Source organism: Flavobacterium sp. SORGH_AS_0622, assembly GCF_030818825.1.
Taxonomy (GTDB): Bacteria; Bacteroidota; Bacteroidia; order Flavobacteriales; family Flavobacteriaceae; genus Flavobacterium.
In genome coordinates this window covers 356,297-381,528 of record NZ_JAUTAX010000001.1, presented here as the reverse complement: position 1 = coordinate 381,528, position 25,232 = coordinate 356,297, and the positions used below count along the sequence as shown (strand labels likewise).

Genomic DNA, 25,232 nt, shown 5'->3' with positions numbered 1-25,232 from the left:
AAAGTTTTTTCACGCAGAATTTGCAGATTTAAACAGATTTTTAAATTTAGCAGAAATTACAAATCTGCAAAATCAGTGTCAAACAAAAAAGCCGCAAAGATTTAAACCTTTGCGACTTTGTAACTTTGTACCTGTGAACCTCATCTAAAAACTTAAAAATAGAATCCGAAAGATCCTTTTATAGCAAATTTGTGAGCATCTGGCATATCTAAATAATTTCCTCTCCATGAAAAATCAAGTCTGAAAACTTTAAAGATATTTCCAATTCCGGCGTTGTATTCCCAATAAACTTTTTCAGGCGCGTTGTATGGCAATCCAGAAGCATTAATGGCGCGATTAGCATCAGAAATCGTTCCATGAACGGCTCTAACCCCTATAAATTCTCTCCAATTTAATTTTCTCATGAATGGAATTCTAGCAAATAATCTTCCTCCAAAATCATGATTCCATTGTAAGGTTGTGTATTGATCTGTAACAAATTCGTAGAAATTCAAATTACTAAACGTATTTTCGATCGTAAAATAAGTTTGGTTACCCGGAATTACACTCATCAATCCTAACGGAATTGTTCCAAAGGTTTTTCCCGTTTCTACTATAATATTTGATCTTCCTAATGGTCCGATAATAATAGGCTGTTTATAGAAAATCTGAATTTTTTCATACGCAAAATCACTATCCATAACTCCTTTAAGACCGTAACTAAAGTTTACAAAGAAATGACTAAAAGGACTGTCAACTAAATCTCTTTCTACTCCGTAACCAATCGTTTTTCGGTTCGGCATATACTCAAACTGAATATTAGCTTCTGATTGTTTTACATCACTTTTAACAACTCCCAACGGATTTGCTGCAGTTGGCAATGTCGTGTAATAATCTAAACTAAAAGTTTTCGAAGCCGATTCCAATGTTCGATACGAAAATCCCGCCGAAACAATAAAGTTCTTCTTGGCCTCCATTTCAACAGAAACATTGCTCAGGTTGATATTGGTCAGCTTTCCGTTACTTCCTGTTGTAAATAAAGCAGAAGATGCAAAACTTCGCCCTAAAACATCATTCGTAGTAGTTAAACTGGCTCCAATTTGTTCGATGTCCCGCCTGTTCCCTCCAGAAATAATAACTCGGTTTTTCTTATCAACCATCCATTTTCCTGAAAGTCCGTATTTGAATTTATTATCATCAAATCCGTATGCTGTATAAGCTTGTATACGCCAAGGGTCATTTGGACCAAAATAAGTTCTTCCTCCTACTCTTAATCTTAAACCTTCAACTTCATTATAACCAAAGGTTGAATAAATAGGTCCGTAATCGAAATTCTTAAATTCGACGTAACCGCTTCCCAAGATGGAGACGAGATTATACAACTGTTTAAATCGCTTGACGGTTTGTAGTGTATCAAGCATTTTATATACACCTGCTTCGTCTTTATTTAATTTTTCAAAACGATTTTCTTCCCAGAATTCAGGCGGTCGTTCATAGACTGCATTGTCAATAAAATTGACTTCTTCTTTATAGAATTTCTCTGGTTTTTGAATATTAAATTTATGATTACGATACAATGTCGTTCGTTTTCCATAAACTCCTTTTGATTTTTCTTTTTTATTTAAAGCAAAATCAGACATCATATAATCACGGGTTAAAAGGAAAACAGAATCGTTTTGTACTTCAAACTCCTGTTCGATATAAATATCTTTTACCCAGTTAATATTGGCGCTTTTTGTTACACCCATATTAATTTTTTTGATCGCAAAAGTGGTATCATTTACCCAAAAATCACCTTTAAAAGTCAATTCGTTTTTACGTCTTGGATAGAAAACAATGTTGTAACACCATTTTTTATCAATATACGCACTGTCTTTTAAGACATAATTGTAAACATCAATTCCTGTTCGCGAAAGCGGACTTGTGAAGCTTTTATCAAAAAATTTAAGGTGATTATCGTAAATATTATAATCGGAATAAAGGTCTTTTACAAAAGATAAAATCTGCTGATTTCCATTAAAACCAGACATTTTATTTCCAGTTAGGTTTTCTTTTACTTTCTTTAATTTATTATCTCCGTAAACATCATAAACTGATTCGTTGATGAAAATTGGCAGATAAGTTTTTCCAGTAACATCTGAAGTATCAACATGATTAAAGATAAACTCCATTCCCTTGAAAAGTTTGTTTTTCATGAATGCGCTATCAATAGTATTCATATCAAACTCTACTTTTTCATACTTCTGCATTTGATATTGATTAAATTGGTAAAGTCCGTTTTTACGTTTTCTTTCCCATATTTTTCTCAAAATATCAAGCGCTGGATTATTCTTTTTGGAGGTTTTACCAGTATAAATTACAACTTCATTAAGTGCTTCGGCTTCGCCTAAAACAATTTTAAAATTATAATTAACTGCTTTTTCTAGTGGAACTTCTTTATCTGAAAATCCTGCCGAGGTAACTAATAAAGCTGTATAAGTATTTGGAGATTCTAAATAAAAACGACCGTCTTCATTAGAAACGATTCCAGTATTTGAACCTTTAAAAACAACATTTGCAAAAGGTATCGGCTGATTAGATTTGTCCAAAACAATTCCACTCACTTTCGTTTGTGCAGTAGCAATAGTCGCAAATGCGATTACAAAAAATAGGCTGAGTAAAATTATTCTTTTCATAATCTGGGCAAAAAAAAACTTCATCAATTAACTATGAATGATGAAGTTTTGTGAGTATTTTAAATATGTATTATTTGTATAATACTTTTTTAACTGCTTTTACTACATCACCTGCGTTTGGCAACCAGTCTTTTAACAGTACTGGAGAGTAAGGTGCAGGAGTGTCTGCTGTTGTAATACGTTGAATTGGCGCATCAAGGAAGTCGAATGCTTGTTCTTGAACAATATATGTAATTTCAGAAGAAATACTTGCAAATGGCCAAGCTTCTTCAAGAATTACTAAACGATTTGTTTTTTTTACAGATTTAAGGATTGCATCTTTATCCATAGGACGAACTGTTCTTAAATCGATAATCTCACAAGAGATTCCTTCTTTAGCTAATTCATCAGCAGCAATAAAAGCTTCTTTGATAATTTTTCCGAAAGAAACAATAGTTACATCTGTTCCTTCACGCTTAATATCAGCAACTCCTAATGGAATTGTGTATTCTCCGTCTGGCACTTCACCTTTGTCACCATACATTTGCTCAGATTCCATGAAAATTACGGGATCATTATCGCGAATTGCAGATTTTAAAAGTCCTTTCGCATCGTAAGGAGTTGAAGGAACAACAACTTTAAGACCTGGAGTGTTAGCAAACCAGTTTTCTAAAGCTTGCGAGTGTGTAGCTCCTAATTGACCAGCAGAAGCTGTTGGTCCGCGGAAAACGATTGGCACATTAAATTGTCCCCCAGTCATTTGACGCATTTTAGCAGCATTATTTATGATTTGATCAATACCAACTAAACAGAAGTTGAATGTCATATATTCTACAATAGGACGATTTCCGTTCATTGCAGAACCTACTGCAATTCCTGTAAAACCAAGCTCAGCAATTGGAGTATCAATAACTCTTTTTTCGCCAAACTCCGCAAGCATTCCTTTTGAAGCTTTATATGCTCCGTTGTATTCTGCAACTTCTTCGCCCATTAAATATATGGATTCATCGTGACGCATTTCTTCACTCATCGCTTCGCAAATGGCCTCTCTAAATTGTATTGTTCTCATATTTATATTGTATGTTGAATTTTCTGAAGAGCAAAAATAAATATTTTAAATAACTTAAAAGCATAAATTGAATTTAAAATCGCATGAAGTTCTTTCTCTCTTTAGCTTTTAACTTTTTAAAGTTAATTGTGATATTTACGAAATCGGTATAATAACGTAAAATTCACACTTAATTTACTGAAAATATTTTTTAGACAAACTTTAATCTATTTGTTTAATTCTTGTTTTTCTGAAATTCATTCATCAAAACGTAAATATTCGAAGTTTAGTATTTTTAACACAATTTTTTTTACATCGCAAATCTGTACGATATTATAAAATTACTAATAATCAGGCAAAATGATTGATTTTTTATTTTTAGATTCCGATAAAAATCATCTCAAACTATAGAATCTGCGAAATCGTAATAGTTTTAAAAAATATTATGCATGCATAGTATAATTATTCCAAATTAAATTCTAAATTTGTAAAAGCATATTATAAATTCAAAATATATACTTATGAAAATACTAGTTTGCATCAGCCATGTGCCTGATACTACTTCAAAAATTAACTTTACTAACGGCGATTCAGAATTTGATACAGCCGGCGTACAATATGTAATTAATCCTAACGACGAATTTGGACTTACACGTGCAATTTGGTTTCAAGAACAACAAGGTGCAAATGTAACTGTAGTAAATGTCGGAGGTCCTGATACTGAACCAACATTACGTAAAGCTTTGGCAATTGGTGCAAACGAAGCAATTCGTGTTAACGCGAATCCTACTGATGGTTTTTTTGTTGCTAAACAATTAGCAGAAGTAATTAAAAACGGCGGTTACGATCTTGTAATTGCAGGAAAAGAATCTCTTGATTATAATGGCGGAATGGTTCCTGGAATGATCGCTGGAATTTTAGGTTCTAACTTTTTAAATTCTTGTACAGCTTTAACTGTTGATGGAAACAATGTAAAAGCGGTTCGTGAAATCGATGGTGGTAAAGAAACAGTAAGCACTACTCTACCTTTAATTATTGGAGGTCAAAAAGGTCTTGTTGAAGAAAAAGATTTACGTATTCCGAACATGAGAGGAATTATGACAGCAAGAACTAAAGCTTTAACTATTTTGGAACCAGTTGATGCTCCAGTAAATACAAAAGCAGTGAAATTTGAAAAACCAGCTCCAAAATCAGCAGTAAAATTAATTTCTCCTGATAATTTAGATGAGTTAATCAATTTATTACACAACGAGGCTAAGGTGATTTAAGATATTTATTGATGAATTAAGATTAACGATTTTTGATTGCAGATTTAAAATCAAAAAATTAGTTAATCTAAAATCGTTAATCACAAATCTAAAATCGTTAATCACAAATCTAAAATCTAAAATTGTTATGTCAATATTAATATATGCAGAATCTGCAGAAGGAAAATTTAAAAAAGTAGCATTCGAATTAGCTTCTTATGCAAAAAAAGTAGCCGAAAGTTTAGGAACAACTGTTACGGCTTTAACTGTAAACATTAGCGACGTAAGCGAATTAGGCAAATACGGAGTTGATAAAGTTTTAAAAGTAAATAACGATAAATTAGCTGGTTTTACTGCTAAAGCTTATGCCGATGTAATTAAACAAGCTGCTGAAAAAGAAGGAACAAAAGTAGTTTTACTTTCTTCTACAACAGATAGTATTTATCTTTCATCATTGGTTGCAGTAGCTTTAAATGCTGGTTTTGCATCAAATGTTGTTGGATTGCCAGTTAGCACTTCTCCTTTCCAAGTAAAAAGAAATGCGTTCTCAAACAAAGCTTTCAACATTACTCAAATCGATACAGATGTAAAAGTTCTTGGTTTAGCTAAAAACTCTTACGGAATTTTTGAAAGTGCAGGATCTGCTGCTGAAGAAGATTTTAATCCAACTATTGGTGATAATGACTTTAGTGTAAAAGTAGAATCTGTTGAAAAAGTTTCTGGAAAAGTTTCTATTGCTGATGCTGATATCGTAGTTTCTGGCGGACGCGGATTGAAAGGTCCAGAAAACTGGGGATTAATCGAAGATCTTGCTGCTGTTTTAGGCGCTGCAACTGCATGTTCTAAACCCGTTTCAGACTTAGGATGGAGACCTCACAGCGAGCACGTTGGACAAACAGGAAAACCAGTTGCAACTAATTTATATATTGCTGTAGGTATTTCTGGAGCTATTCAACATATTGCTGGTATTAACTCATCAAAGGTAAAAGTGGTTATCAATAACGATCCTGAAGCTCCTTTCTTTAAAGTTGCTGATTACGGAATTGTTGGTGATGCTTTTGAAATTGTACCGCAATTAACAGAGAAATTAAAAGCTTTTAAAGCTCAGCACTCTTAATTCAAGAATTCTCTTCAATATATTTGCTGCCTAAAAACAAGATATTGTATCTTTGTTTATAGGCAGCTTTTTTGTTCCATATTTTTTGATTAAAATTGCAGCTTTATTTTTCAAACAAAAAAAGCAATAAAACAAGGCTCTAAGTGCCTTTTTTACAAACATATATGAGTCTAGTAAAATTATCTATAAAAGGAATTTCATACAGTCAAACTCAAAATGGAGCTTATGCCCTAATTTTGAACGAAGTTGATGGCGAACGAAAATTACCTATCGTTATTGGCGCTTTTGAAGCCCAGTCGATAGCTATTGCCTTAGAAAAAGAAATAAAACCACCTCGTCCGTTAACACACGATTTATTCAAAAACTTCGCTGAAAGATTTGATATTGTAGTAAAACAAGTTATTATTCACAAACTGGTTGACGGTGTTTTTTATTCTAGTTTAATCTGCGAAAGAGATAAAATTGAAGAAATTATCGATGCCAGAACTTCTGACGCAATCGCTTTAGCTTTACGCTTTAATGCACCGATTTTTACTTATAAAAACATCTTAGATAAAGCAGGAATTTATTTAAAATCAAATACTGCAGATACAGATCAAGGTTCTCAGGAAATTGATGATGTTCTTTCGAATCCAGAAACTTTTGGACACGAGGAAGAAACAAATCAATCGGGAGAAGTTTACGCAAAACATACCCTGCAAGAACTGAATGAACTTTTGGATCAAGCCGTTTCTCAGGAAGATTACGAAAAAGCAGCCAAAATTAGAGACGAAATCTCGAAAAGATAATTTTATGGCTGTAAGCCATAGGCCTTAGGCTGTAAGCTTAAGCTAAAAACATAAAAAAATCCAAGCTACAAGATTTTAGGAAAAAGCCTAAAGCCTATAGCATAAAGCTTAAAGCATCTATGAAGCAATACTTAGATTTAGTAAAACACGTTTTAGAAAACGGCTGTCAAAAAGGAGACCGAACTGGAACTGGAACAAAAAGTGTTTTTGGTTACCAAATGCGTTTTGATTTAAGTGAAGGTTTCCCAATGGTTACGACCAAAAAATTACATTTAAAATCGATCATTTACGAATTGCTTTGGTTTTTAAAAGGCGATACAAACGTAAAATATCTTCAGGAAAACGGAGTAAAAATCTGGGATGAATGGGCAGATTCTAATGGTGATTTAGGACCTGTTTACGGACATCAATGGAGAAACTGGAACAGTGAAGAAATTGATCAGATTACTGAATTAATTACTGAATTAAAAACAAATCCGAACAGTCGCAGAATGCTGGTTTCTGCTTGGAATCCTTCGGTTTTGCCAGACACTAAAAAATCATTTGAAGAAAATGTAGCTAACAATAAAGCGGCTTTGCCTCCATGTCATGCATTTTTTCAATTTTATGTGGCAACACCAGATTTAGAAAAAGGAGAAACTAAAGGAAAATTATCTTGTCAGTTATACCAAAGAAGCGCAGATATATTTCTGGGAGTTCCTTTTAATATTGCTTCTTACGCATTATTGACCATGATGATTGCTCAGGTTTGCGATTTAGAACCAGGCGATTTTATTCACACTTTTGGTGACGCACATATTTACAACAATCATTTTGAGCAATTGGAATTACAATTGACTCGCGAACCAAAACCATTACCAAAAATGATTTTAAATCCAGAGATTAAAAACATTTTTGATTTTGATTTTAATGATTTTACACTAGTAGATTACGATCCGCATCCTGCTATAAAAGGAAGTGTTGCAGTATAATTATAAAAAAATCCGCTTGAATTTTAAGCGGATTTTTTTATACAACTAAAACACTATTTTCACTTCCAGCATAATCATTCCATTTGTAGAAATCTGCTTCTGGATCATTTACATAAATCCCGTCGATTACATACTTAAATTCGTAAATCGCATCTTTCACCAAATCATAAGTCGCTTTAAAAGTTCCATTTTTCAACTTACTTAAAGTTCCTTCTTCAACATTCCAGTTGTTAAAATCCCCTACGACCGCTGCCGAATCAGCGTCTTTGGCATCTATAGAAAATGTTACTTTACAAACTGGCTTCGTTTTGATAAATTGTTTTTTTAAAGACATAACTATTTAGTTTTTAGTTTTATACATCTAAAATTAATTAAAATCAACCAAACACTCACCACTACGGCAATCGATTTATGATAATGCTAAAAACAGGATGTCATTTTAGATTTATCTATAATTTTAAAGACATAAAATTTTGTTTTTCAAATTCTTATATCGATTTAAAACAAATATTGTATCTCCAAAATATTGACTTTCAAAAATAAATTTTAACTTTATAATCTCATATTTATCTTATGGAAAAAGAAGTGCACGAACAATACGAATACGCTAGACGACGATTAAGACAAAAAAAAATACTATATTTTCATTTTGTTCTTTTCCTTTTAGGAAGTTTATTTTTATTTATTGCTAATAGATTTTTTGGTTTTGGAGAAGGGACAACTCAAAACTGGTGTATTTGGGGTATTACGATCTGGCTTTTTATTTTTATTTTACATTTTATAAAAGTTTACATTACCGACCGCTTTATGAATAAAAAATGGGAAAGAGAGCAAATTGACAGATTAGTGGCTTTACAACAAAAAAGAATCACGCAGCTTGAATCTTCTATTAATGAAGAGAATGAAAATAAAATTTAGTTTCAGCATACCATGATTATAATGATAGCGGCAGCAGCCGAAAACAACGCGCTTGGAAAAAACAATGAATTAGTATGGCATCTGCCAAATGATTTTAAACGTTTTAAATCGCTTACTACAGGGCATCATATTATTATGGGAAGAAAAACTTTTGAAAGTTTCCCAAAACCATTACCAGACCGAGTTCATGTTGTAATTACACGTCAGGAAAATTACCAGCCAGAAGGATGTATTGTTGTAGACAGTATTGAAAAAGCAATTGCTGTTTGTCCTGAAAATGATGACAGTTATATTATAGGAGGCGGTGAAATTTACAATCTGGCACTTCCATTTACCGATATAATAGAACTTACTAGAGTTCACCATACTTTTGAAGCAGATGCTTTTTTTCCAAAAATTAGCAGAAGTGAATGGATTTTGGTAGAATCTGAAGAAAATTACAAAGATGAAAAGCATCTTTATGATTATACTTATGAAACTTACATTAGAAAATAAATAAAAAAACATCCTCTTTTGGGAGGATGTTTTTAAAACGATTGATTTTTTAGACCTGACTTACTCAAGAATAGTTTTGTTTAAAATCACAAATACTCAAAAAGCATTTGAAATAACTGAATAACATTTAATGTTATTTGAGATATAAATCTCAAAAACGCCTTTAATAACAAATACCACTAAGATATTAAAGGCAGAAAATTAAAATTTCCAAAAACAAATTTAATCCTAAGAACGTATTTTGCACTATAAAATAGTATTTCCCCCCAAGAACAATACTTACAAAACTTTTTCAAGAACAAATGAAATTACAAGTGCAAAAAAAGTAACCATCTGCTTAAGTCTTTGCGGTACTACCAATCATTAAAACTTTAATCATTTTTACTTCTACAAAGTTGCTCATAATGGAGCGATTGGACAATACCGTGATTTGGTGATTTTATCAAAATCCCTAAATTTAGGGATGACGAGAATACAACTGGAATTAACTTTAAAATAAATCATTCAAAACATTTATTTTACAAATTAAAAAACTCAATTACAGTTAAACTAGATTGTTTATATTTGCCTAAATAAAAAAAATGTCTGAAAAAATAACTCCGTATAAAGACTCTTCTTTAGGTAAAAAAGAGCAAGTAACCCAAATGTTTGACACCATTTCTGGGAATTACGACAATTTAAACCGTGTCATTTCATTTGGAATTGATGTAAAATGGCGTAAAAAAGTATTGAAAATAGTCTCAGACAAAAAACCAAAAGTTATTCTGGACATTGCAACAGGAACTGGCGATTTGGCTATTTTACTTGCACAGACTAATGCTGATAAAATTATTGGTTTAGACATTTCTGAAGGAATGCTGGAAGTTGGAAAAAAGAAAGTTGCAGAAAAAAATCTTTCTAATATTATAGAATTAGTTTTAGGAGATTCTGAAAACATGCCTTTTGAGGATAATTATTTTGACGCTATTACGGTAAGTTTTGGTGTTAGAAATTTTGAAAACCTTGAAAAAGGTTTTGGAGAAATCTTAAGAGTTCTAAAACCAAATGGTGTTTTTGTTATATTAGAAACTTCTGTTCCAGATAAGTTCCCTTATAAACAAGGTTATAATTTTTATAGTAAAAATATACTTCCTTTGATCGGGAAATTATTTTCTAAAGACAATGATGCCTATGGTTATTTATCTGAATCTGCTGCTGCTTTTCCTTATGGAGAGGCGTTAAACAATATTTTGAGAAAAACTGGGTTTATAGATGTTGTGGCAATGCCTCAAACTTTTGGTGTCGCAACGATTTATTCTGCATCTAAAAAATAGTATGAAAAAAGCTGTAATCTTATTTTTATTGGTCTTCGCGACAAATGGGTATTCTCAATTTGCTAAAAACATGTTTAGCAAAGACCCTATTATTAATCTTGAAAACTGGCAAAAGCAGCGTGTCTACTTTGGCTATTATTTAGGTTTTAATAGTTTTGACTTTAAATTTGATTACAAAACTCCTGTACAAGCTGATATTCAGGTAAAAAAAACTACTGGTTTTAATGTGGGTGTTGTTGCCGATTTAAGATTACAGGAATATATTAATCTGCGTTTTGAACCAGGATTGTATTATACAAAACGTGATTTATATTTTCCTGGCGTAGGAACTTCAGAAAATGATTATTTGAGAGAAGTAAATAGTACTTATATTCACTTTCCTTTATTATTAAAATTCTCTGCTTTGCGTACAGGAAACATTCGTCCTTACTTAGTTGGCGGTATGTCTACAACTTTAAATTTATCGAGCAATTCTAAATCTAAAGACGATAACTTTCAGCAGAAATTTAGAGTTAAACAATGGACCGCTGCTTATGAATTAGGTGTAGGAATTGATATTTTTACTGAATACTTTATTTTCTCGCCTTCTGTAAGAGGAATGTTTGGTATAACCGACGAACTTATCAGAGATAATACTGCAGATAGTCCGTGGACTGGAAATATTGATTCAATGAAATCTAGAGCGATTTTAATAAATTTCACTTTTCATTAAAACAAAAATCTAACTATTTCGTTTAAATTCACTAAGAATAATTGCTGTTGCTGTAGCTACATTTAAACTTTCGGTTTTTTGCAGCTCTCCAAATCTAGGAATTGTTAGACGAGTTGTAACTACTTTCTCAATCTCTTCTGAAATACCGTTAGCTTCGTTACCCATAATAATGATGCCGTCTTGAGGTAATTCTGATTGATAGATATTTGCGCCGTCCATAAAAGTTCCAAAAACGGGCAGTTTAGTTTGAGCAAGGAAAGATTTTAAATCAACGTAATTTATATTTACCCTAGTAATGGAGCCCATTGTTGCTTGCACTACTTTTGGATTATAAATATCTACCGTTTCTTTAGAACAGATTACTTGTTTAATACCAAACCAATCGCAGAGACGTAAAATAGTTCCTAAATTTCCAGGATCTCTAATGTCGTCTAAGGCCAAAATTAAACCCGAATCGATTATTTTCTTTTCGGCAGGAATTTTAAAAACAGCCAGACAAGAATTTGGAGTTGCTAAAGCACTTATTTTTTTTAGTTCTTGTTCATTAATAAGAGTTCGTTTAGAAGATTGAACCTCTTCAAAATCATTTAATGTTGTGTATAAATGTTCTAATTCAAAATTGGATTGCAGCAATTCTTGAATTACTTTTACTCCTTCAGCAAAAAATAATTGATTAGCAAAACGCTGCTTTTTTTGATGTAAACTTGAGATAAGCTTTATTTGGTTTTTACTAACCATAAAATAATGTACTTTTGAATTAAATATTAAAAAACACTTGAAAAATAATTCCACAAAAATAATAGCATTTCTTCTAATTGCAATACTTATTTGCGCTTGTAATGCCGTAAAAAGAGTTCCCGATGGAAAAAACCTTCTTGTAAAAAACAATATTATAGTAAATGGCAAATCTTCAAACGACGAAATTGCCACAAATCAAATGTATCAAAAGCCTAATGGTAAACTATTGGGTTACAAACTTCGATTGAATTTATACAATTTAGCCAATTTAAATCCAGACTCAACTTACCAGGCAAAATTCAAAAACAATCCTGGCAAATATGAGCGTATGTCTAAAATATTATCTGCAAAACAAGTAGATCGTCTGGGACAGTCTTTTTATTACAAAGGAATTCATGAGTTTTTAAAAAATACTGGCGAACCTCCTGTAATTATTGATACTTCTAAAACTAAAAAATCATTGCTTCGTTTGAAATTCTATTATTTCAATAATGGTTATTTTAATGTGAAGACTGATTATACTATTGATACAGTTGGACGAAAAAGAGCCGCAATTAATTATAACATCACTACTGGTCCTGCTTATAAGCTGGATACAATCAAAAGTAATATATTGACACCTGCGCTAGATTCATTATACAAAACAAATAATGAACCTTCTTTGTTAAAATCTGGCAATCAATACAAAACTACAGATTTTGAAGATGAAAAAAATCGTATTACAACATATTTCAGGAATCATGGTGCATATTACTTTCAGCCCACTTACGTAACTTTTGATATTGATACCATTGGCAAAAAGAATAAAGCTGATGTTACTTTAAATATTACTAATAATGTTATTCAAGGAAGAGATTCAAGCCGTACTGAACCTTTCAAACTATACACTATTAGCGACGTTAATATTTACACCGATTATTCTGCCGCAAATTCAAAGAAAAAACCAACCGACAGCACAACATACAATAATTTCAATCTTTACAGTTACAACAAACTTAAGTACAAGCCTCGTGCCATAACTGATGCTATTTTTATAACCAAAGGAAGTACTTTTGCAGATTTTAGAACTACCCTTTCTTCTCGTTATTTAAACAATTTAAAGATCTTTAATTATCCTTCTATACAATATGAAGTAGACAAAAGAGATTCTACTGCTCAATCTCTTATAGCTAATGTTTATTTAACGCCTAGAAAAAAATATAGTTTTGGAGCAACTTTCGACGTAACGCATTCTAACATTCAAGATTTTGGAATTGGAGCAAGTGTTTCTGAAACCATCCGAAATGTATTTAATCGTGCCGAAACCTTAGAAATTTCTGCCCGTTTAAATATTGGTTCTTCAAGAGATATGGCAAATCCGAATAACAATTTCTTCAATGTTTCCGAATATGGTTTGGACCTGAAATTAAACTTTCCGAGAATATTACTGCCTTTTGGAACTGAAAAAATCATTCCTAAAAGTATGATTCCGTCGACCTCTATTACTTCTGGTTTTTCAAAACAGCGGAATATTGGTTTAGATAAAGAGAATTTTACTGGAGGTATTGCTTATAATTGGTCGCCAAAACGTCATAACACTGCAAAATTAGAATTATTGAATGCACAGTTTGTTCGTAATTTAAATCCTGGCAATTATTTTAATGTCTATACATCTTCTTATAATGATTTGAATAATATTGGAAAAGATTACAATATTAATCCGCTTAACTGGGGAGAAACAACAGAAGAGCAAAATAGAAAAGACCTAACGATACCTAATGGAACTACAGGTTTTACCAATGACGTTTTAACCAATCAAACAGCTTTGCTGCCTGGAAATCCGGAATATAAAGAGGTACAAAGTATTGAAGAGCGCCGCATTAGGCTAACAGAAAATGATTTTATTTTGGCTACAAGTTATTCTTTCACTAAAACAACCAAAAAAGATTTAGCAGATAATAACTTCTATCAATTTAGAACAAAAATAGAATCGGCAGGAACATTATTATCTGCGATTTCAAGCCTTGGAAATCTTCCTAAAAACACGAGAGGTAATTATGAGATATTCAACTTAGAATACTCAGAGTATATCAAAACCGAATTTGACTACATTAAACACTGGGATTTCGGAAAAGAAAAAGTGCTTGCCGTAAGAAGCTTTTTCGGAATTGCCATTCCGTTTGGAAATTCAAATTATATTCCATTTTCACGAAGTTATTATGGCGGAGGTTCAAATGACAACCGTGCATGGCAGCCTTATGCTTTAGGACCTGGAAGCACAAATGCTGTAAACGACTTTAATGAGGCGAATATGAAAATTGCAATGAGTGCAGAATTTCGTTTCAAAATTGCCGGAGATGTAAAGGGAGCGATCTTTGCAGATGCTGGAAATATCTGGAATGTGCTCGATAATGTTACTGATGAGAAAGCAAAATTTGACAACTTAAACGATTTAGAAGAAATTGCTTTAGGTACAGGATTTGGTTTAAGATACGATTTAAGCTTTTTTGTTATTCGTTTAGATTTAGGCTTTAAGACTTATAATCCGGCACATGAGAAGGGAGATCGATGGTTTAAAGAATATAATTTTGGACACTCGGTTTTAAATTTTGGTATAAATTATCCGTTCTAATGCTAATTAATTCTTATTTTTGCAACCTAAAAACTAAAAACAACTATAAAAAAAATTACAATGGCACACAATATTAAACCCGGAGTAGCTACAGGAGATCAAGTTCAGGAGATTTTTAATTATGCGAAAGAAAAAGGATTTGCTTTACCTGCAGTAAACGTTACAGGATCTAGTACAATTAATGGAGTTCTAGAAACTGCAGCAAAATTAAATGCACCGGTTATCATTCAATTTTCTAACGGAGGAGCACAATTCAACGCTGGAAAAGGATTATCAAATGCAGGCGAAAAAGCAGCAATCGCTGGTGGTATCGCTGGAGCAAAACACATTCACACTTTAGCAGAAGCTTATGGTGCAACTGTAATTTTACATACTGACCACTGTGCAAAAAAATTATTGCCTTGGATCGATGGTTTATTAGATGCTTCTGAAAAACACTTTGCAGAAACAGGAAAACCATTATTCAGTTCTCATATGATCGATTTGTCTGAGGAGCCAATCGAAGAAAATATTGAGATCTGTAAAGAATATTTAGCTAGAATGAGCAAAATGGGCATGACATTGGAAATCGAACTTGGTATTACAGGTGGAGAAGAAGATGGTGTAGACAACTCTGATGTTGACAGCTCAAAATTATATACACAACCAGAAGAAGTAGCTTATGCTTACGAAGAATTATCTAAAGTAAGTCCTAAATTTACAATTGCTGCTGCTTTTGGAAACGTTCACGGTGTTTACAAACCAGGAAACGTAAAATTAACTCCAAAAATCTTAAAAAATTCTCAAGATTTCGTACAAAACAAATTCAATACTGGACACAACCCAGTAGATTTCGTTTTCCACGGAGGTTCAGGTTCTACACTTGAAGAAATTAGAGAAGGAATTAGCTACGGAGTTATCAAAATGAACATCGATACAGATTTACAGTTTGCATACACTGAAGGAATCCGTGATTATATGGTTAAAAATCTTGACTATTTAAAATCTCAAATTGGAAACCCAGAAGGTGCTGATGCTCCTAACAAAAAATATTATGACCCAAGAAGATGGGTTCGTGAAAGCGAAGTAACATTCAACGCAAGACTTGAACAAGCTTTTGCTGATTTAAATAATGTGAATACACTATAATAAAAAAGTTTAAAGTTTCAGGTTTCAGGTTTAGCAACTTTAAACTTTAAACCTGAAACAAAAAAAACATTCAATATGGCTTGGTTTAAAAGACAAGAAAAAGGGATTACGACCGCTACAGAAGATAAGATGGACGTTCCGAAAGGATTGTGGTACAAATCTCCTACTGGAAAAATTATTGATGCTGACGAATTAGCTCGTAACTTATTCGTAAGCCCTGAAGATGATTTTCACGTTCGAATTGGAAGCGCAACCTATTTTGAAATTTTATTCGACAACAACGAATTTGTTGAGTTAGATAAAAACATGACATCAAAAGATCCTTTGCATTTTGTGGATACAAAAAAATATGCAGAGAGATTAAAAGATGTAATGGAAAAAACTCATCTTAAAGACGCTGTACGTACGGGAGTAGGAAAATCTAAAGGAAGAGAACTTGTAATTTGCTGTATGGATTTTGCCTTTATTGGCGGATCTATGGGAGCAGTTGTAGGTGAAAAAATCGCAAGAGGTATTGATCACGCGATCAAAAACAAACTGCCTTTTGTAATGATTTCTAAATCTGGTGGAGCTCGTATGATGGAAGCTGCTTATTCTTTAATGCAATTAGCTAAAACTTCTGTAAAACTAGCTCAATTAGCTGAAGCTAAATTACCTTATATCTCTCTTTGTACAGATCCAACAACTGGAGGAACAACTGCATCTTACGCTATGTTAGGAGACATTAATATCTCTGAACCAGGCGCTTTGATTGGCTTTGCTGGCCCACGTGTTGTTCGTGATACTACTGGAAAAGATTTACCAGAAGGTTTCCAAACTGCTGAGTTTCTTTTAGAGCACGGTTTCTTAGACTTTATCACGCCAAGAAAAGAATTGAAAGATAAGATCAACTTATATATCGATTTGATTCAAAACAATGATATTAGATAGTTTTTGAACTATTCAAAATAGAAAAATCCCAAGAAATTGCTTCTTGGGATTTTTTTATATCTACCGATGTGTCGTTCCTACAGAACTTTTTTACTGAATAAATTCACCATAAACATGACATTGAATAGCAATCCTAAAATCCTTCTTCTTTGAAAAAACAAAAAAATTAAATCATCCCGCTTTTTTCAAATCCTTTTTCAATTCCCTATCAGCAATTTTAAAAGCTAGTTTCTCACGCCAAATTGCATAGCGTTCTCTAAAAACTACTTTTATGGCGCTATCGACTGCACCATGCATAAATAAGCTCCAAACGCTTCCCATTTTTCGAGTTATTGATCTATCCCACGCACGAAGACTTAGCGAGAAAGAGCCGTCTATGTAGCGCATCCAGTGCCACATTCCGGTTGGCATAAATAAAGTATCTCCATGTTCCAGGAAAACCTCATAGCCTTCTACTCCTTTTAGTGCCGGAAATTTTTCAAAATCTGGATTGGCAACATCATAATCTTCTAAAGCATAAGTAGTATTTGGCACACAATAGAGCCTCTTTTTCCATTTATTATCGAACAAGATTATATGTTTTCTGCCACCAAAATGTGTGTGAAAGAGATGTGGTAGATCAATATCGTAATGCAGGAAAGTAATCGCCTTCGATCCTCCAAAAAACATGGCAGGCATACTTTCTATAAAACCACCCATTAATTCTTTGGGAATTTTTACATCATTAATTAATTCAGGCCTGTGTTTAAAAAGATTGAAGAAAAAAATACGTAATTGAGTCGGCTCCCTTTTTATTAAATCGAGATATTCACCAAATTTCATACTGGCAATAGAAGCATTAATTACTTTTGCAGGATCTGCCTTAGAATTATCAACTAGCTTTACTTCAATATCTCCTGCAATTTCTTTAAAATAATCCGTAGACCATTTTTCTCGTGCAGGCCAATCTTTGGTTAATCCTTTTATTATAAGAGGCTTTCTTTTATCTAGATAATTCTTTTTAAAATCTTCTCTAGAAATAGATTCAACTGTATCAACATTTTTTAGGATAAAGCTCATTGTTTTCCGATTTAAATTATCTACACCACCACAACAATTATTCTAGTTTTAAAATTTAAGAAGCAAATACACACAATAACTACATTCCAGTTCGAATAGCTTCTACCGGATCTAGATTTGCTGCAGAAATAGCAGGTAAAATTCCCGAAATTAAACCGATAAATGCCGCTAAACCAGTTCCTAAAAGAATATTTCCTAAACTCAAAACAAATTCAAAGTCAAGTAATTTAGTTAAGACTAAAGCAATTCCCCAAACCATAAGAAGTCCAATGATTCCGCCTATAACTGATAAAATTACAGCTTCAAATAAAAACTGGAATAAGATAAATTTATTTTTTGCTCCTAATGATTTCTGAATTCCGATAAGGTTTGTCCTTTCTTTAACAGAAACAAACATAATATTAGCAATTCCGAAACCACCAACCAAAAGCGAAAATCCACTGATTATCCATCCAACAACATTCATTTGTCCTAGAATCCCATCAATAAAATCAGTAAATCCAGAAAGTACATTAATAAAGAAATTATCCATTTCTCCCGCTTTCATTCCACGAATAGCTCGGAGTTTTTGAGCTATTTGAGCTTTATAAGCTTCCATGTCTACTCCTTTAACTGGTTTTAAAATAATTACTGGTGTCATGGCATCAGTGTCCCCGTACATTCTGCGTAAAAAATTGGCTGGAAGATAAACCGAAGTATCATTACTATCTCCAAAAAAACCTGCACCTTGTTTTGCCATTACACCAATGACGGTAAATCGCTGTCCGTACAAACGGATATTTTTCCCGATTGGATCACTTGAACCAAAAAGTCCTTCAGCAATATCATATCCAAGAACAATAACTGCTGTTCCAGAATTAGATTCAGATTCGTTATAAAATCTACCTTTATCGAAACTTAATCCATCAATGTTAACCATTTCGCTTGACGATGGAACAATATTTACATCACTAACCGTTTTAGAATCGTATTTTAAACTTTCTCTATTGACAAAAAGCTGATATCCTACTTGATCAGTATCGTTCATAGAATTTTTCAACCCAATATACTCATCATACTTTACATTTGGAAACTGTTCTCTTTTCCATTGTGGAATTTCAGATGGCCCAAAGCAGAATTTCATTAAATAAATCGTATTTTTATCTAAGCTGCTCAAATCTTTAGAGATTTTTTTATCTAAAGAGTCAACGGCAGCCAAAACAGCAATAATTGAAAAAATACCAATTGTAACACCTAAGAGCGACAACAAAGTACGTAATTTATTATTTCGCAAAGCGTTAATAGCAAAGCTCAGACTTTCTTTTAATAATCTTAAATAAACAAGCATATTTTAGTATTTTTCAATAAAGTAAAATTCAATAATTTAAAATCAAAAACCTAATAAAAGTTAACTTACTCATCAGTAGATTTTTTTAGCATTTTGTTACACTAATTTTTTTTAATATAATATATAAAAAAACTACTTTTGCAGTCTCAAAATCATAACTACAAAATGAGCACAACTAAAAAAATACAATCGGCATTAATTTCTGTTTTTTCGAAAGATGGATTAGAACCAATCGTTAGAAAATTACACGAACAAAATGTTACACTTTATTCTACTGGAGGAACTGAAGATTTTATCAAAAACCTTGGAATTCCTGTAGTTCCTGTTGAAGACATTACATCTTTTCCTGAAATTCTTGGAGGAAGAGTTAAAACTTTACATCCAAAAATTTTCGGTGGTATCTTGAATCGTCAGGATAATGAAAGTGATGTACAACAAATGAAGGAATTTGATATTCCTCAAATCGATTTAGTTATCGTTGATTTGTATCCTTTTGAAAAAACAGTTGCTTCTGGTGCAAGCGAACAAGATATTATTGAAAAAATTGATATTGGCGGAATTTCATTAATTCGTGCTGGTGCAAAAAATTTCAAAGACACTGTAATTGTAGCTTCTGTGAATGAATACAGTTTGCTTTTAGATTTAATTACAGAACAAGACGGAGCAACAACTCTTGAAAACAGAAGATTGTTTGCCACTAAAGCGTTCCATGTTTCTTCTCATTATGACGGAGCTATTTTCAATTATTTCAACACAGACGAGACTATTTACAAAGAAAGTATTGCAAACGGTCAAGTTTTAAGATATGGTGAAAACCCTCACCAAAAAGGATTTTTCTTTGGAGATTTTGACGCAATGTTCAGCAAACTTCACGGAAAAGAATTATCATACAACAACTTACTTGATGTTGATGCTGCAGTAAATTTAATTGCTGAATTTAAAACTGACGGACCAACGTTCGCAATTTTAAAACATAACAATGCTTGCGGTTTAGCGTCAAGAAAAACAATCAGCGAAGCTTATTTGGCAGCTTTAGCTTGCGATCCTACATCTGCTTTTGGAGGTGTATTAATCTCAAATACTAAAATTGACTTAGCTACAGCTCAGGAAATCAACAAATTATTCTGCGAGGTAGTTATTGCTCCAGCGTATGATGATGAAGCTGTTGCTGTTTTACAAGAAAAGAAAAACAGAATTATATTAGTTCAAAATGATGTTGAATTACCATCTCGCCAAGTAAGAACTTGTCTTAATGGATTGTTAATTCAGGATAGAAATAATATTACGGATAATAAAGAGCATTTAAAAACCGTTACTATAACAGAACCTACTGCTCAGGAGATCGAAGATTTGATCTTTGCTTCTAAAATCTGCAAGAATACAAAATCAAACACAATTGTTTTTGCTAAGAATGGAACATTGATTTCATCAGGTACAGGTCAGACTTCAAGAGTTGATGCCTTAATACAAGCTGTTGATAAAGCAAAAGTTTTTGGATTTGATTTAAATGGAGCTTCGATGGCGAGTGATGCATTTTTCCCATTTCCGGATTGTGTAGAATTAGCCAAAAAAGCAGGAATTACAGCAGTAATTCAGCCAGGAGGTTCGATAAAAGACGAATTAAGCATAAATTATTGCAACGAAAATAATCTTGCAATGGTATTTACAGGAACTCGTCATTTTAAACATTAATTTGTTTAACTTTGTTCAAAATAATTTATAACATTTTAAACCCCTAAAAAACTTATGGGATTTTTTGATTTCATGACTGAGGATATTGCAATAGACCTTGGTACCGCAAACACTTTAATCATTCATAATGATAAAGTTGTTATTGACAGCCCCTCTATCGTAGCACGTGATAGAGTATCAGGCAAAATCATCGCTGTTGGTAAAGAAGCCAACATGATGCAAGGTAAAACGCATGAAAACATCAAGACCATAAGGCCTTTAAAAGATGGTGTAATTGCAGATTTTGACGCGTCAGAAAAAATGATCAATATGTTCATTAAAAGTATTCCTGCGTTAAAAAAGCGAATGTTTACACCAGCATTAAGAATGGTAGTTTGTATTCCTTCTGGAATTACTGAGGTTGAAATGCGTGCAGTAAAAGAATCTTGTGAGCGCGTAAACGGAAAAGAAGTTTACTTGATTCACGAACCAATGGCCGCTGCAATCGGTATTGGAATTGACATCATGCAGCCAAAAGGAAACATGATTGTTGATATTGGGGGCGGTACAACAGAAATCGCTGTAATTGCTTTAGGTGGTATTGTATGTGATAAATCTGTAAAAATTGCAGGTGACGTTTTCACAAATGATATTGTTTATTACATGCGTACACAACATAACCTTTTTGTTGGAGAAAGTACTGCTGAAAAAATAAAAATTCAAATTGGAGCTGCAATCGAAGATTTAGATGGTCCGCCAGAAGACATGTCTGTTCAAGGTAGAGATTTACTTACTGGTAAACCGAAACAAGTAGATGTTTCTTACCGTGAAATTGCAAAAGCTTTAGACAAATCTATTCAACGTATCGAGGATGCAGTAATGGAAACATTATCTCAAACTCCTCCTGAGTTAGCTGCCGATATTTATAATACTGGTATCTATTTAGCGGGTGGTGGATCTATGTTGAGAGGTCTTGACAAACGTATTTCTCAAAAAACAGATTTACCTGTTTACATTGCAGAAGATCCTTTAAGAGCTGTTGTTCGCGGTACAGGAATGGCACTTAAAAATATTGCAAAATTTAAAAGTATCTTAATCAAATAAGATTCAAAATAACAATCAATTTACTTTTATAAGGGTCAAATTTTTAATATTTGATCCTTATAAAATCTGAAACCATAAAGCATATCCTGAAACAAAATAACCAAACAAGAAATGCAGCAAATTTTTAATTTCATTATAAGAAACAGTAATCGATTGCTGTTTTTGCTGCTTTTAGGTATTTCGTTAGGACTCACAATTCAATCTCATTCTTATCACAGAAGCAAGGTAATCAGTTCTGCTAATTTTTTAAGCGGCGGTGTTTATGAAAAAATAAATCGTGTAAATGAATATTTGAATTTAAGAGCTGAAAACGACGAACTTGTACTTGAGAACGCAAGATTAAAAAGTCTTTTATTCAACAAGGAAGACACTACAAAATTACCTTTACCTGACAGTATCAAAGGCGTAAAACCTGCTGACATAATCGTATCAAAAGTAATTCACAACTCTTATAATACACATGAAAATTACATCACCTTAAATGCTGGAAGCAATGAAGGGATTAAACAAGATATGGGTGTTATTAACAGCTTAGGAATTATTGGGGTTGTTGATAATACTTCGCCAAGGTATTCTACTGTTGTGAGTATTTTAAACATGAAATCGCAGATTAATGCTAAAATCAAAAAATCAAATCATTTTGGTTCATTAACTTGGGATGGAAAAAGTACAGGATTTGTGCAATTAGAAGATGTTCCTAGACTAGCTTCTATTAGAAAAGGCGATACTATTGTAACTGGAGGTCAATCTGTGATTTTCCCAGAAGGAATCAATATTGGTACGGTAGATAAAATATACATCAAAAAGAATACAAGTTATTATGTCATAAATGTTAAGCTATTTAATGATATGACAAATCTTGGACACGTTTATATTATCAAGAGTAAGGACAGAGAAGAACTTATTAATTTAGAAAACAAAAGCAAAGAAAAAGATGAATAGCGCTTTGTTGGTAAATATTTTTCGATTTATTATGCTGCTGGCAATTCAGATTGTTATATTCAACAATATGAATTTCTTAGGATACATAAGTCCTTTTCCGTATATCTTGTACATTATTTTGTATCCTGTAAACAGCAATAAAGCTGGTTTAATTCTTTCTAGTTTCTTACTAGGAATAACAATGGATATGTTTTGTAATTCTGGTGGAATACATGCAACTGCTTGTGTAATTCTAGCCTACTACAGGCCTTATATCTTCAAATTTTCATTCGGACTTAGTTATGAATATCAAACTATAAAACTAAATGAATCTCTAACTCCAGAGCGTTTTTCATTTATTTTGGTTTCGGTTTTAATACACCACATTGTATTATTTGTTCTCGAAGCATTTCAGTTTAAATTTATCTGGGACATTTTACTCCGAACCTTATTTAGCTCTATCTTTACTATAATCACCTCAATAATAATAATTTATCTTATTAAGCCCAATAAACGATGAGAAAAGTTCTGCTGCCCACTATAATTATTATTGCAGCATCTTTGCTAGTGATTAGGATATTTTATCTGCAGATTATTGACGATTCTTTTAAATTGAAATCAGAAAATAATGCGATAAAAAAAGTTTATGATTACCCTGAGCGAGGTTACATTTACGATCGAAATGGAAAACTTCTTGTGGCTAATCAGGCTTCGTATGATATTATGGTAATTCCTAGAGAAGTAAAGAAAGACCTTAATATTGCTGAATTTTGTAACCTTCTAAATATTACTCAAGAAGAATATCATAAACGTATTGAAAAGGCAAAAGTATACAGTCCTAGACTTCCTTCTGTTTTTCTATCACAATTAAATAAAACTGAATTTGCTGCTTTTCAAGAAAAAATCAGAAAGTATGAAGGCTTTTATTTCCAAAAAAGATCTTTACGTGATTATGAAGTAGATTATGGTGCAAATATTTTTGGTTTTATCACACAAGTTAATGAGAAATTAATTGCCAAGAATCCGTACTATAACAGTGGTGATTTAATTGGAAAACAAGGTGTAGAAGAAAGTTACGAAGAAATTTTACGTGGTATAAAAGGTGTAAAATACATTCAAAAAGATAAATACAACCGAGAAATTGGTCCTTATAAAGAAGGAAAGTACGATACGATTGCCGTTGCCGGAGAAGATATCAACTTGACTATTGATGCTGAACTTCAAAAATATGGTGAAGAATTAATGATCAATAAGCGAGGAGGAATTGTTGCCCTTGAGCCCAAATCTGGTGAAATCTTAGCGCTTGTCACCGCTCCTTCTTACGATCCAGGTATTTTAGTAGGACGTCAGAGATCTAAAAATTATACGCTTTTATATCGTGATTCTATCGCGAAACCGTTATACGACAGAGGACTTTTAGCAGAGTATCCGCCAGGTTCTCCATTTAAAATTCTTACTGGATTAGTTGCACTTCAAGAAGGTGTAGTTAATGAGCAAACCACTTTTATGTGTCATCACGGATTTAGTTATGGAGGAGGCCGATTCATGAAATGTCACGGTTTTGGACCTCATCAACTGCATAATGGAATTTACAATTCTTGTAATACTTATTTTGGTCAGGCATACATGTTAACAATTAACAAGTATTCTGATCCTGGCAAGGCTGTAGATGTTTGGAGTGATCACGTAAGAAGTTTTGGTTTAGGACAATTTATGGGTTATGATTTACCAACTGGCAAAAAAGGAAATATTCCGACCTCTAAAACATATAAACGAATTTACCCTAACGGAGGATGGAGAAGTTCCACCATTGTATCTAATGCAATTGGTCAGGGTGAAGTTTTGATGACTCCGATTCAATTAGCCAATATGATGGCAACTGTTGCAAATCAGGGTTATTATTATACTCCTCATATCATTAAAAAGATTGAAGGAGAAAAAATTGACGAAAAGTTTACCACAAAGCATGTTACAACTATTGATCAGAAATATTTTCCGCCAGTTATCAGCGGATTATTTGATGTTTACAATAAAGGTACCGCATATGCTCTTAGAGTAGAAGGAATTGATATTTGCGGAAAAACTGGAACAGCTGAGAATTATGCAAAAATAAACGGTAAAAGAGAAAAGCTTAAAGATCACTCTATTTTTGTGGCTTTTGCACCAAAAGACAATCCGAAAATTGCAATTGCAGTTATGATTGAAAACGGAGGTTTTGGAGCAACTGTAGCTGGACCTATCGCGAGTTTAATGATTGAAAAATATCTTAGAAAAAAAATTACGAGAACTGATTTGGAAGTAAGAGTATTAAACAAAAGTTTGCTTTCTGAATATGCTAAATTGGGCGGATTAGGAGAGGCTCTTAAAATAGAATCTGTACCAAAAGATTCTGTTTTACAAGCCAAAATTGTAAAACCAAAAGCACCAGTCGCAACAGCACCAACCACTGAAGTTAAGAAAACAGCAGTAGACACTACTAAGAAAAACTAAGAAAGATTATT

Annotated in this window: 22 protein-coding genes; 16 read left to right on the top strand and 6 right to left on the bottom strand. The window is 32.7% G+C overall.

What is annotated here, in order from left to right:
• Nucleotides 1-152 precede the first annotated feature (152 nt).
• Both QE431_RS01705 and QE431_RS01700 read right to left on the bottom strand, forming a co-directional pair.
• Entirely contained in the window at nt 153-2,654 is a 2,502-nt protein-coding gene (locus QE431_RS01705; protein WP_057117594.1) for a DUF5686 family protein, read from the bottom strand.
• 70 nt (nt 2,655-2,724) lie between these two features.
• Nucleotides 2,725-3,702 (bottom strand): pyruvate dehydrogenase complex E1 component subunit beta, encoded by a 978-nt coding sequence (locus QE431_RS01700; protein ID WP_071636151.1) that lies wholly within the window; start codon nt 3,700-3,702, stop codon nt 2,725-2,727.
• Nucleotides 3,703-4,202: 500 nt separating this feature from the next.
• Between QE431_RS01700 and QE431_RS01695 the strand changes: the two genes are divergently transcribed.
• From QE431_RS01695 to QE431_RS01680, 4 genes are all read left to right on the top strand, one after another.
• Complete coding sequence (locus tag QE431_RS01695; RefSeq protein WP_134139190.1) at nt 4,203-4,949, top strand: electron transfer flavoprotein subunit beta/FixA family protein; 747 nt, start codon at nt 4,203-4,205, stop codon at nt 4,947-4,949.
• A gap of 127 nt (nt 4,950-5,076) precedes the next feature.
• On the top strand, nt 5,077-6,045 hold the full coding sequence (locus tag QE431_RS01690) for an electron transfer flavoprotein subunit alpha/FixB family protein (RefSeq protein WP_134139188.1): 969 nt from the start codon (nt 5,077-5,079) through the stop codon (nt 6,043-6,045).
• 164 nt (nt 6,046-6,209) lie between these two features.
• On the top strand, nt 6,210-6,833 hold the full coding sequence (locus QE431_RS01685) for a bifunctional nuclease family protein (RefSeq protein ID WP_057117598.1): 624 nt from the start codon (nt 6,210-6,212) through the stop codon (nt 6,831-6,833).
• Nucleotides 6,834-6,952: 119 nt separating this feature from the next.
• Nucleotides 6,953-7,804 carry a thymidylate synthase gene (locus QE431_RS01680; protein ID WP_057117599.1) on the top strand — a complete coding sequence of 284 codons (852 nt, stop codon included), beginning with the start codon at nt 6,953-6,955 and terminating at the stop codon, nt 7,802-7,804.
• A 37-nt stretch (nt 7,805-7,841) separates the two neighbouring features.
• On the opposite strand, the gene QE431_RS01675 is transcribed toward QE431_RS01680, so the two are convergent.
• Entirely contained in the window at nt 7,842-8,138 is a 297-nt protein-coding gene (locus QE431_RS01675) for an isoamylase early set domain-containing protein (protein ID WP_057117600.1), read from the bottom strand.
• A 239-nt stretch (nt 8,139-8,377) separates the two neighbouring features.
• On the opposite strand from QE431_RS01675, the gene QE431_RS01670 reads away from it, so the two are divergent.
• From QE431_RS01670 to QE431_RS01655, 4 genes are all read left to right on the top strand, one after another.
• On the top strand, nt 8,378-8,722 hold the full coding sequence (locus QE431_RS01670) for a 2TM domain-containing protein (protein ID WP_057117601.1): 345 nt from the start codon (nt 8,378-8,380) through the stop codon (nt 8,720-8,722).
• Between the two features lie 12 nt (nt 8,723-8,734).
• Nucleotides 8,735-9,217, top strand: a complete 483-nt coding sequence (locus QE431_RS01665) for a dihydrofolate reductase (protein ID WP_057117602.1) — start codon at nt 8,735-8,737, stop codon at nt 9,215-9,217.
• Between the two features lie 581 nt (nt 9,218-9,798).
• Nucleotides 9,799-10,530, top strand: a complete 732-nt coding sequence (ubiE, locus tag QE431_RS01660) for a bifunctional demethylmenaquinone methyltransferase/2-methoxy-6-polyprenyl-1,4-benzoquinol methylase UbiE (RefSeq protein ID WP_057117603.1) — start codon at nt 9,799-9,801, stop codon at nt 10,528-10,530.
• Between the two features lies 1 nt (nt 10,531).
• Entirely contained in the window at nt 10,532-11,242 is a 711-nt protein-coding gene (locus QE431_RS01655) for a porin family protein (protein WP_134139185.1), read from the top strand.
• 9 nt (nt 11,243-11,251) lie between these two features.
• Here the strand turns inward: QE431_RS01655 and QE431_RS01650 are convergent, their stop codons facing one another.
• Entirely contained in the window at nt 11,252-11,980 is a 729-nt protein-coding gene (locus tag QE431_RS01650) for an RNA methyltransferase (protein WP_281867277.1), read from the bottom strand.
• Nucleotides 11,981-12,017: 37 nt separating this feature from the next.
• Here QE431_RS01650 and QE431_RS01645 point away from each other — a divergent pair, with 37 nt between their 5' ends.
• The 3 genes from QE431_RS01645 (at nt 12,018) to accD (ending at nt 16,649) form a co-directional block, all read left to right on the top strand.
• Nucleotides 12,018-14,591, top strand: coding sequence for a BamA/TamA family outer membrane protein (locus QE431_RS01645; RefSeq protein WP_307291984.1), 2,574 nt, complete (start codon nt 12,018-12,020; stop codon nt 14,589-14,591).
• A 60-nt stretch (nt 14,592-14,651) separates the two neighbouring features.
• Nucleotides 14,652-15,719, top strand: coding sequence for a class II fructose-bisphosphate aldolase (fbaA, locus tag QE431_RS01640; RefSeq protein ID WP_035645669.1), 1,068 nt, complete (start codon nt 14,652-14,654; stop codon nt 15,717-15,719).
• A 75-nt stretch (nt 15,720-15,794) separates the two neighbouring features.
• A complete protein-coding gene (gene accD / locus QE431_RS01635; protein WP_026728501.1) occupies nt 15,795-16,649 on the top strand; it encodes an acetyl-CoA carboxylase, carboxyltransferase subunit beta in 855 nt (284 codons plus the stop codon).
• Nucleotides 16,650-16,820: 171 nt separating this feature from the next.
• On the opposite strand, the gene QE431_RS01630 is transcribed toward accD, so the two are convergent.
• Nucleotides 16,821-17,708, bottom strand: a complete 888-nt coding sequence (locus QE431_RS01630; protein WP_057117607.1) for a cupin-like domain-containing protein — start codon at nt 17,706-17,708, stop codon at nt 16,821-16,823.
• A gap of 79 nt (nt 17,709-17,787) precedes the next feature.
• The gene (locus QE431_RS01625; RefSeq protein WP_134139181.1) at nt 17,788-19,035 is read right to left on the bottom strand and encodes an ABC transporter permease; all 1,248 of its coding nucleotides are present in this window, start codon (nt 19,033-19,035) and stop codon (nt 17,788-17,790) included.
• A gap of 165 nt (nt 19,036-19,200) precedes the next feature.
• On the opposite strand from QE431_RS01625, the gene purH reads away from it, so the two are divergent.
• The 5 genes from purH (at nt 19,201) to mrdA (ending at nt 25,221) form a co-directional block, all read left to right on the top strand.
• The gene (purH, locus tag QE431_RS01620; RefSeq protein ID WP_307291977.1) at nt 19,201-20,727 is read left to right on the top strand and encodes a bifunctional phosphoribosylaminoimidazolecarboxamide formyltransferase/IMP cyclohydrolase; all 1,527 of its coding nucleotides are present in this window, start codon (nt 19,201-19,203) and stop codon (nt 20,725-20,727) included.
• Nucleotides 20,728-20,781: 54 nt separating this feature from the next.
• On the top strand, nt 20,782-21,810 hold the full coding sequence (locus QE431_RS01615; RefSeq protein ID WP_008466528.1) for a rod shape-determining protein: 1,029 nt from the start codon (nt 20,782-20,784) through the stop codon (nt 21,808-21,810).
• A gap of 111 nt (nt 21,811-21,921) precedes the next feature.
• Complete coding sequence (gene mreC / locus QE431_RS01610) at nt 21,922-22,752, top strand: rod shape-determining protein MreC (RefSeq protein ID WP_057117610.1); 831 nt, start codon at nt 21,922-21,924, stop codon at nt 22,750-22,752.
• Nucleotides 22,745-23,251: a hypothetical protein gene (locus tag QE431_RS01605; RefSeq protein ID WP_057117611.1), complete on the top strand. Its 507-nt coding sequence runs from the start codon at nt 22,745-22,747 to the stop codon at nt 23,249-23,251. Before mreC ends, QE431_RS01605 begins: the two co-directional genes overlap by 8 nt.
• A complete protein-coding gene (gene mrdA / locus QE431_RS01600) occupies nt 23,248-25,221 on the top strand; it encodes a penicillin-binding protein 2 (protein ID WP_057117612.1) in 1,974 nt (657 codons plus the stop codon). Before QE431_RS01605 ends, mrdA begins: the two co-directional genes overlap by 4 nt.
• Nucleotides 25,222-25,232 lie beyond the last annotated feature (11 nt).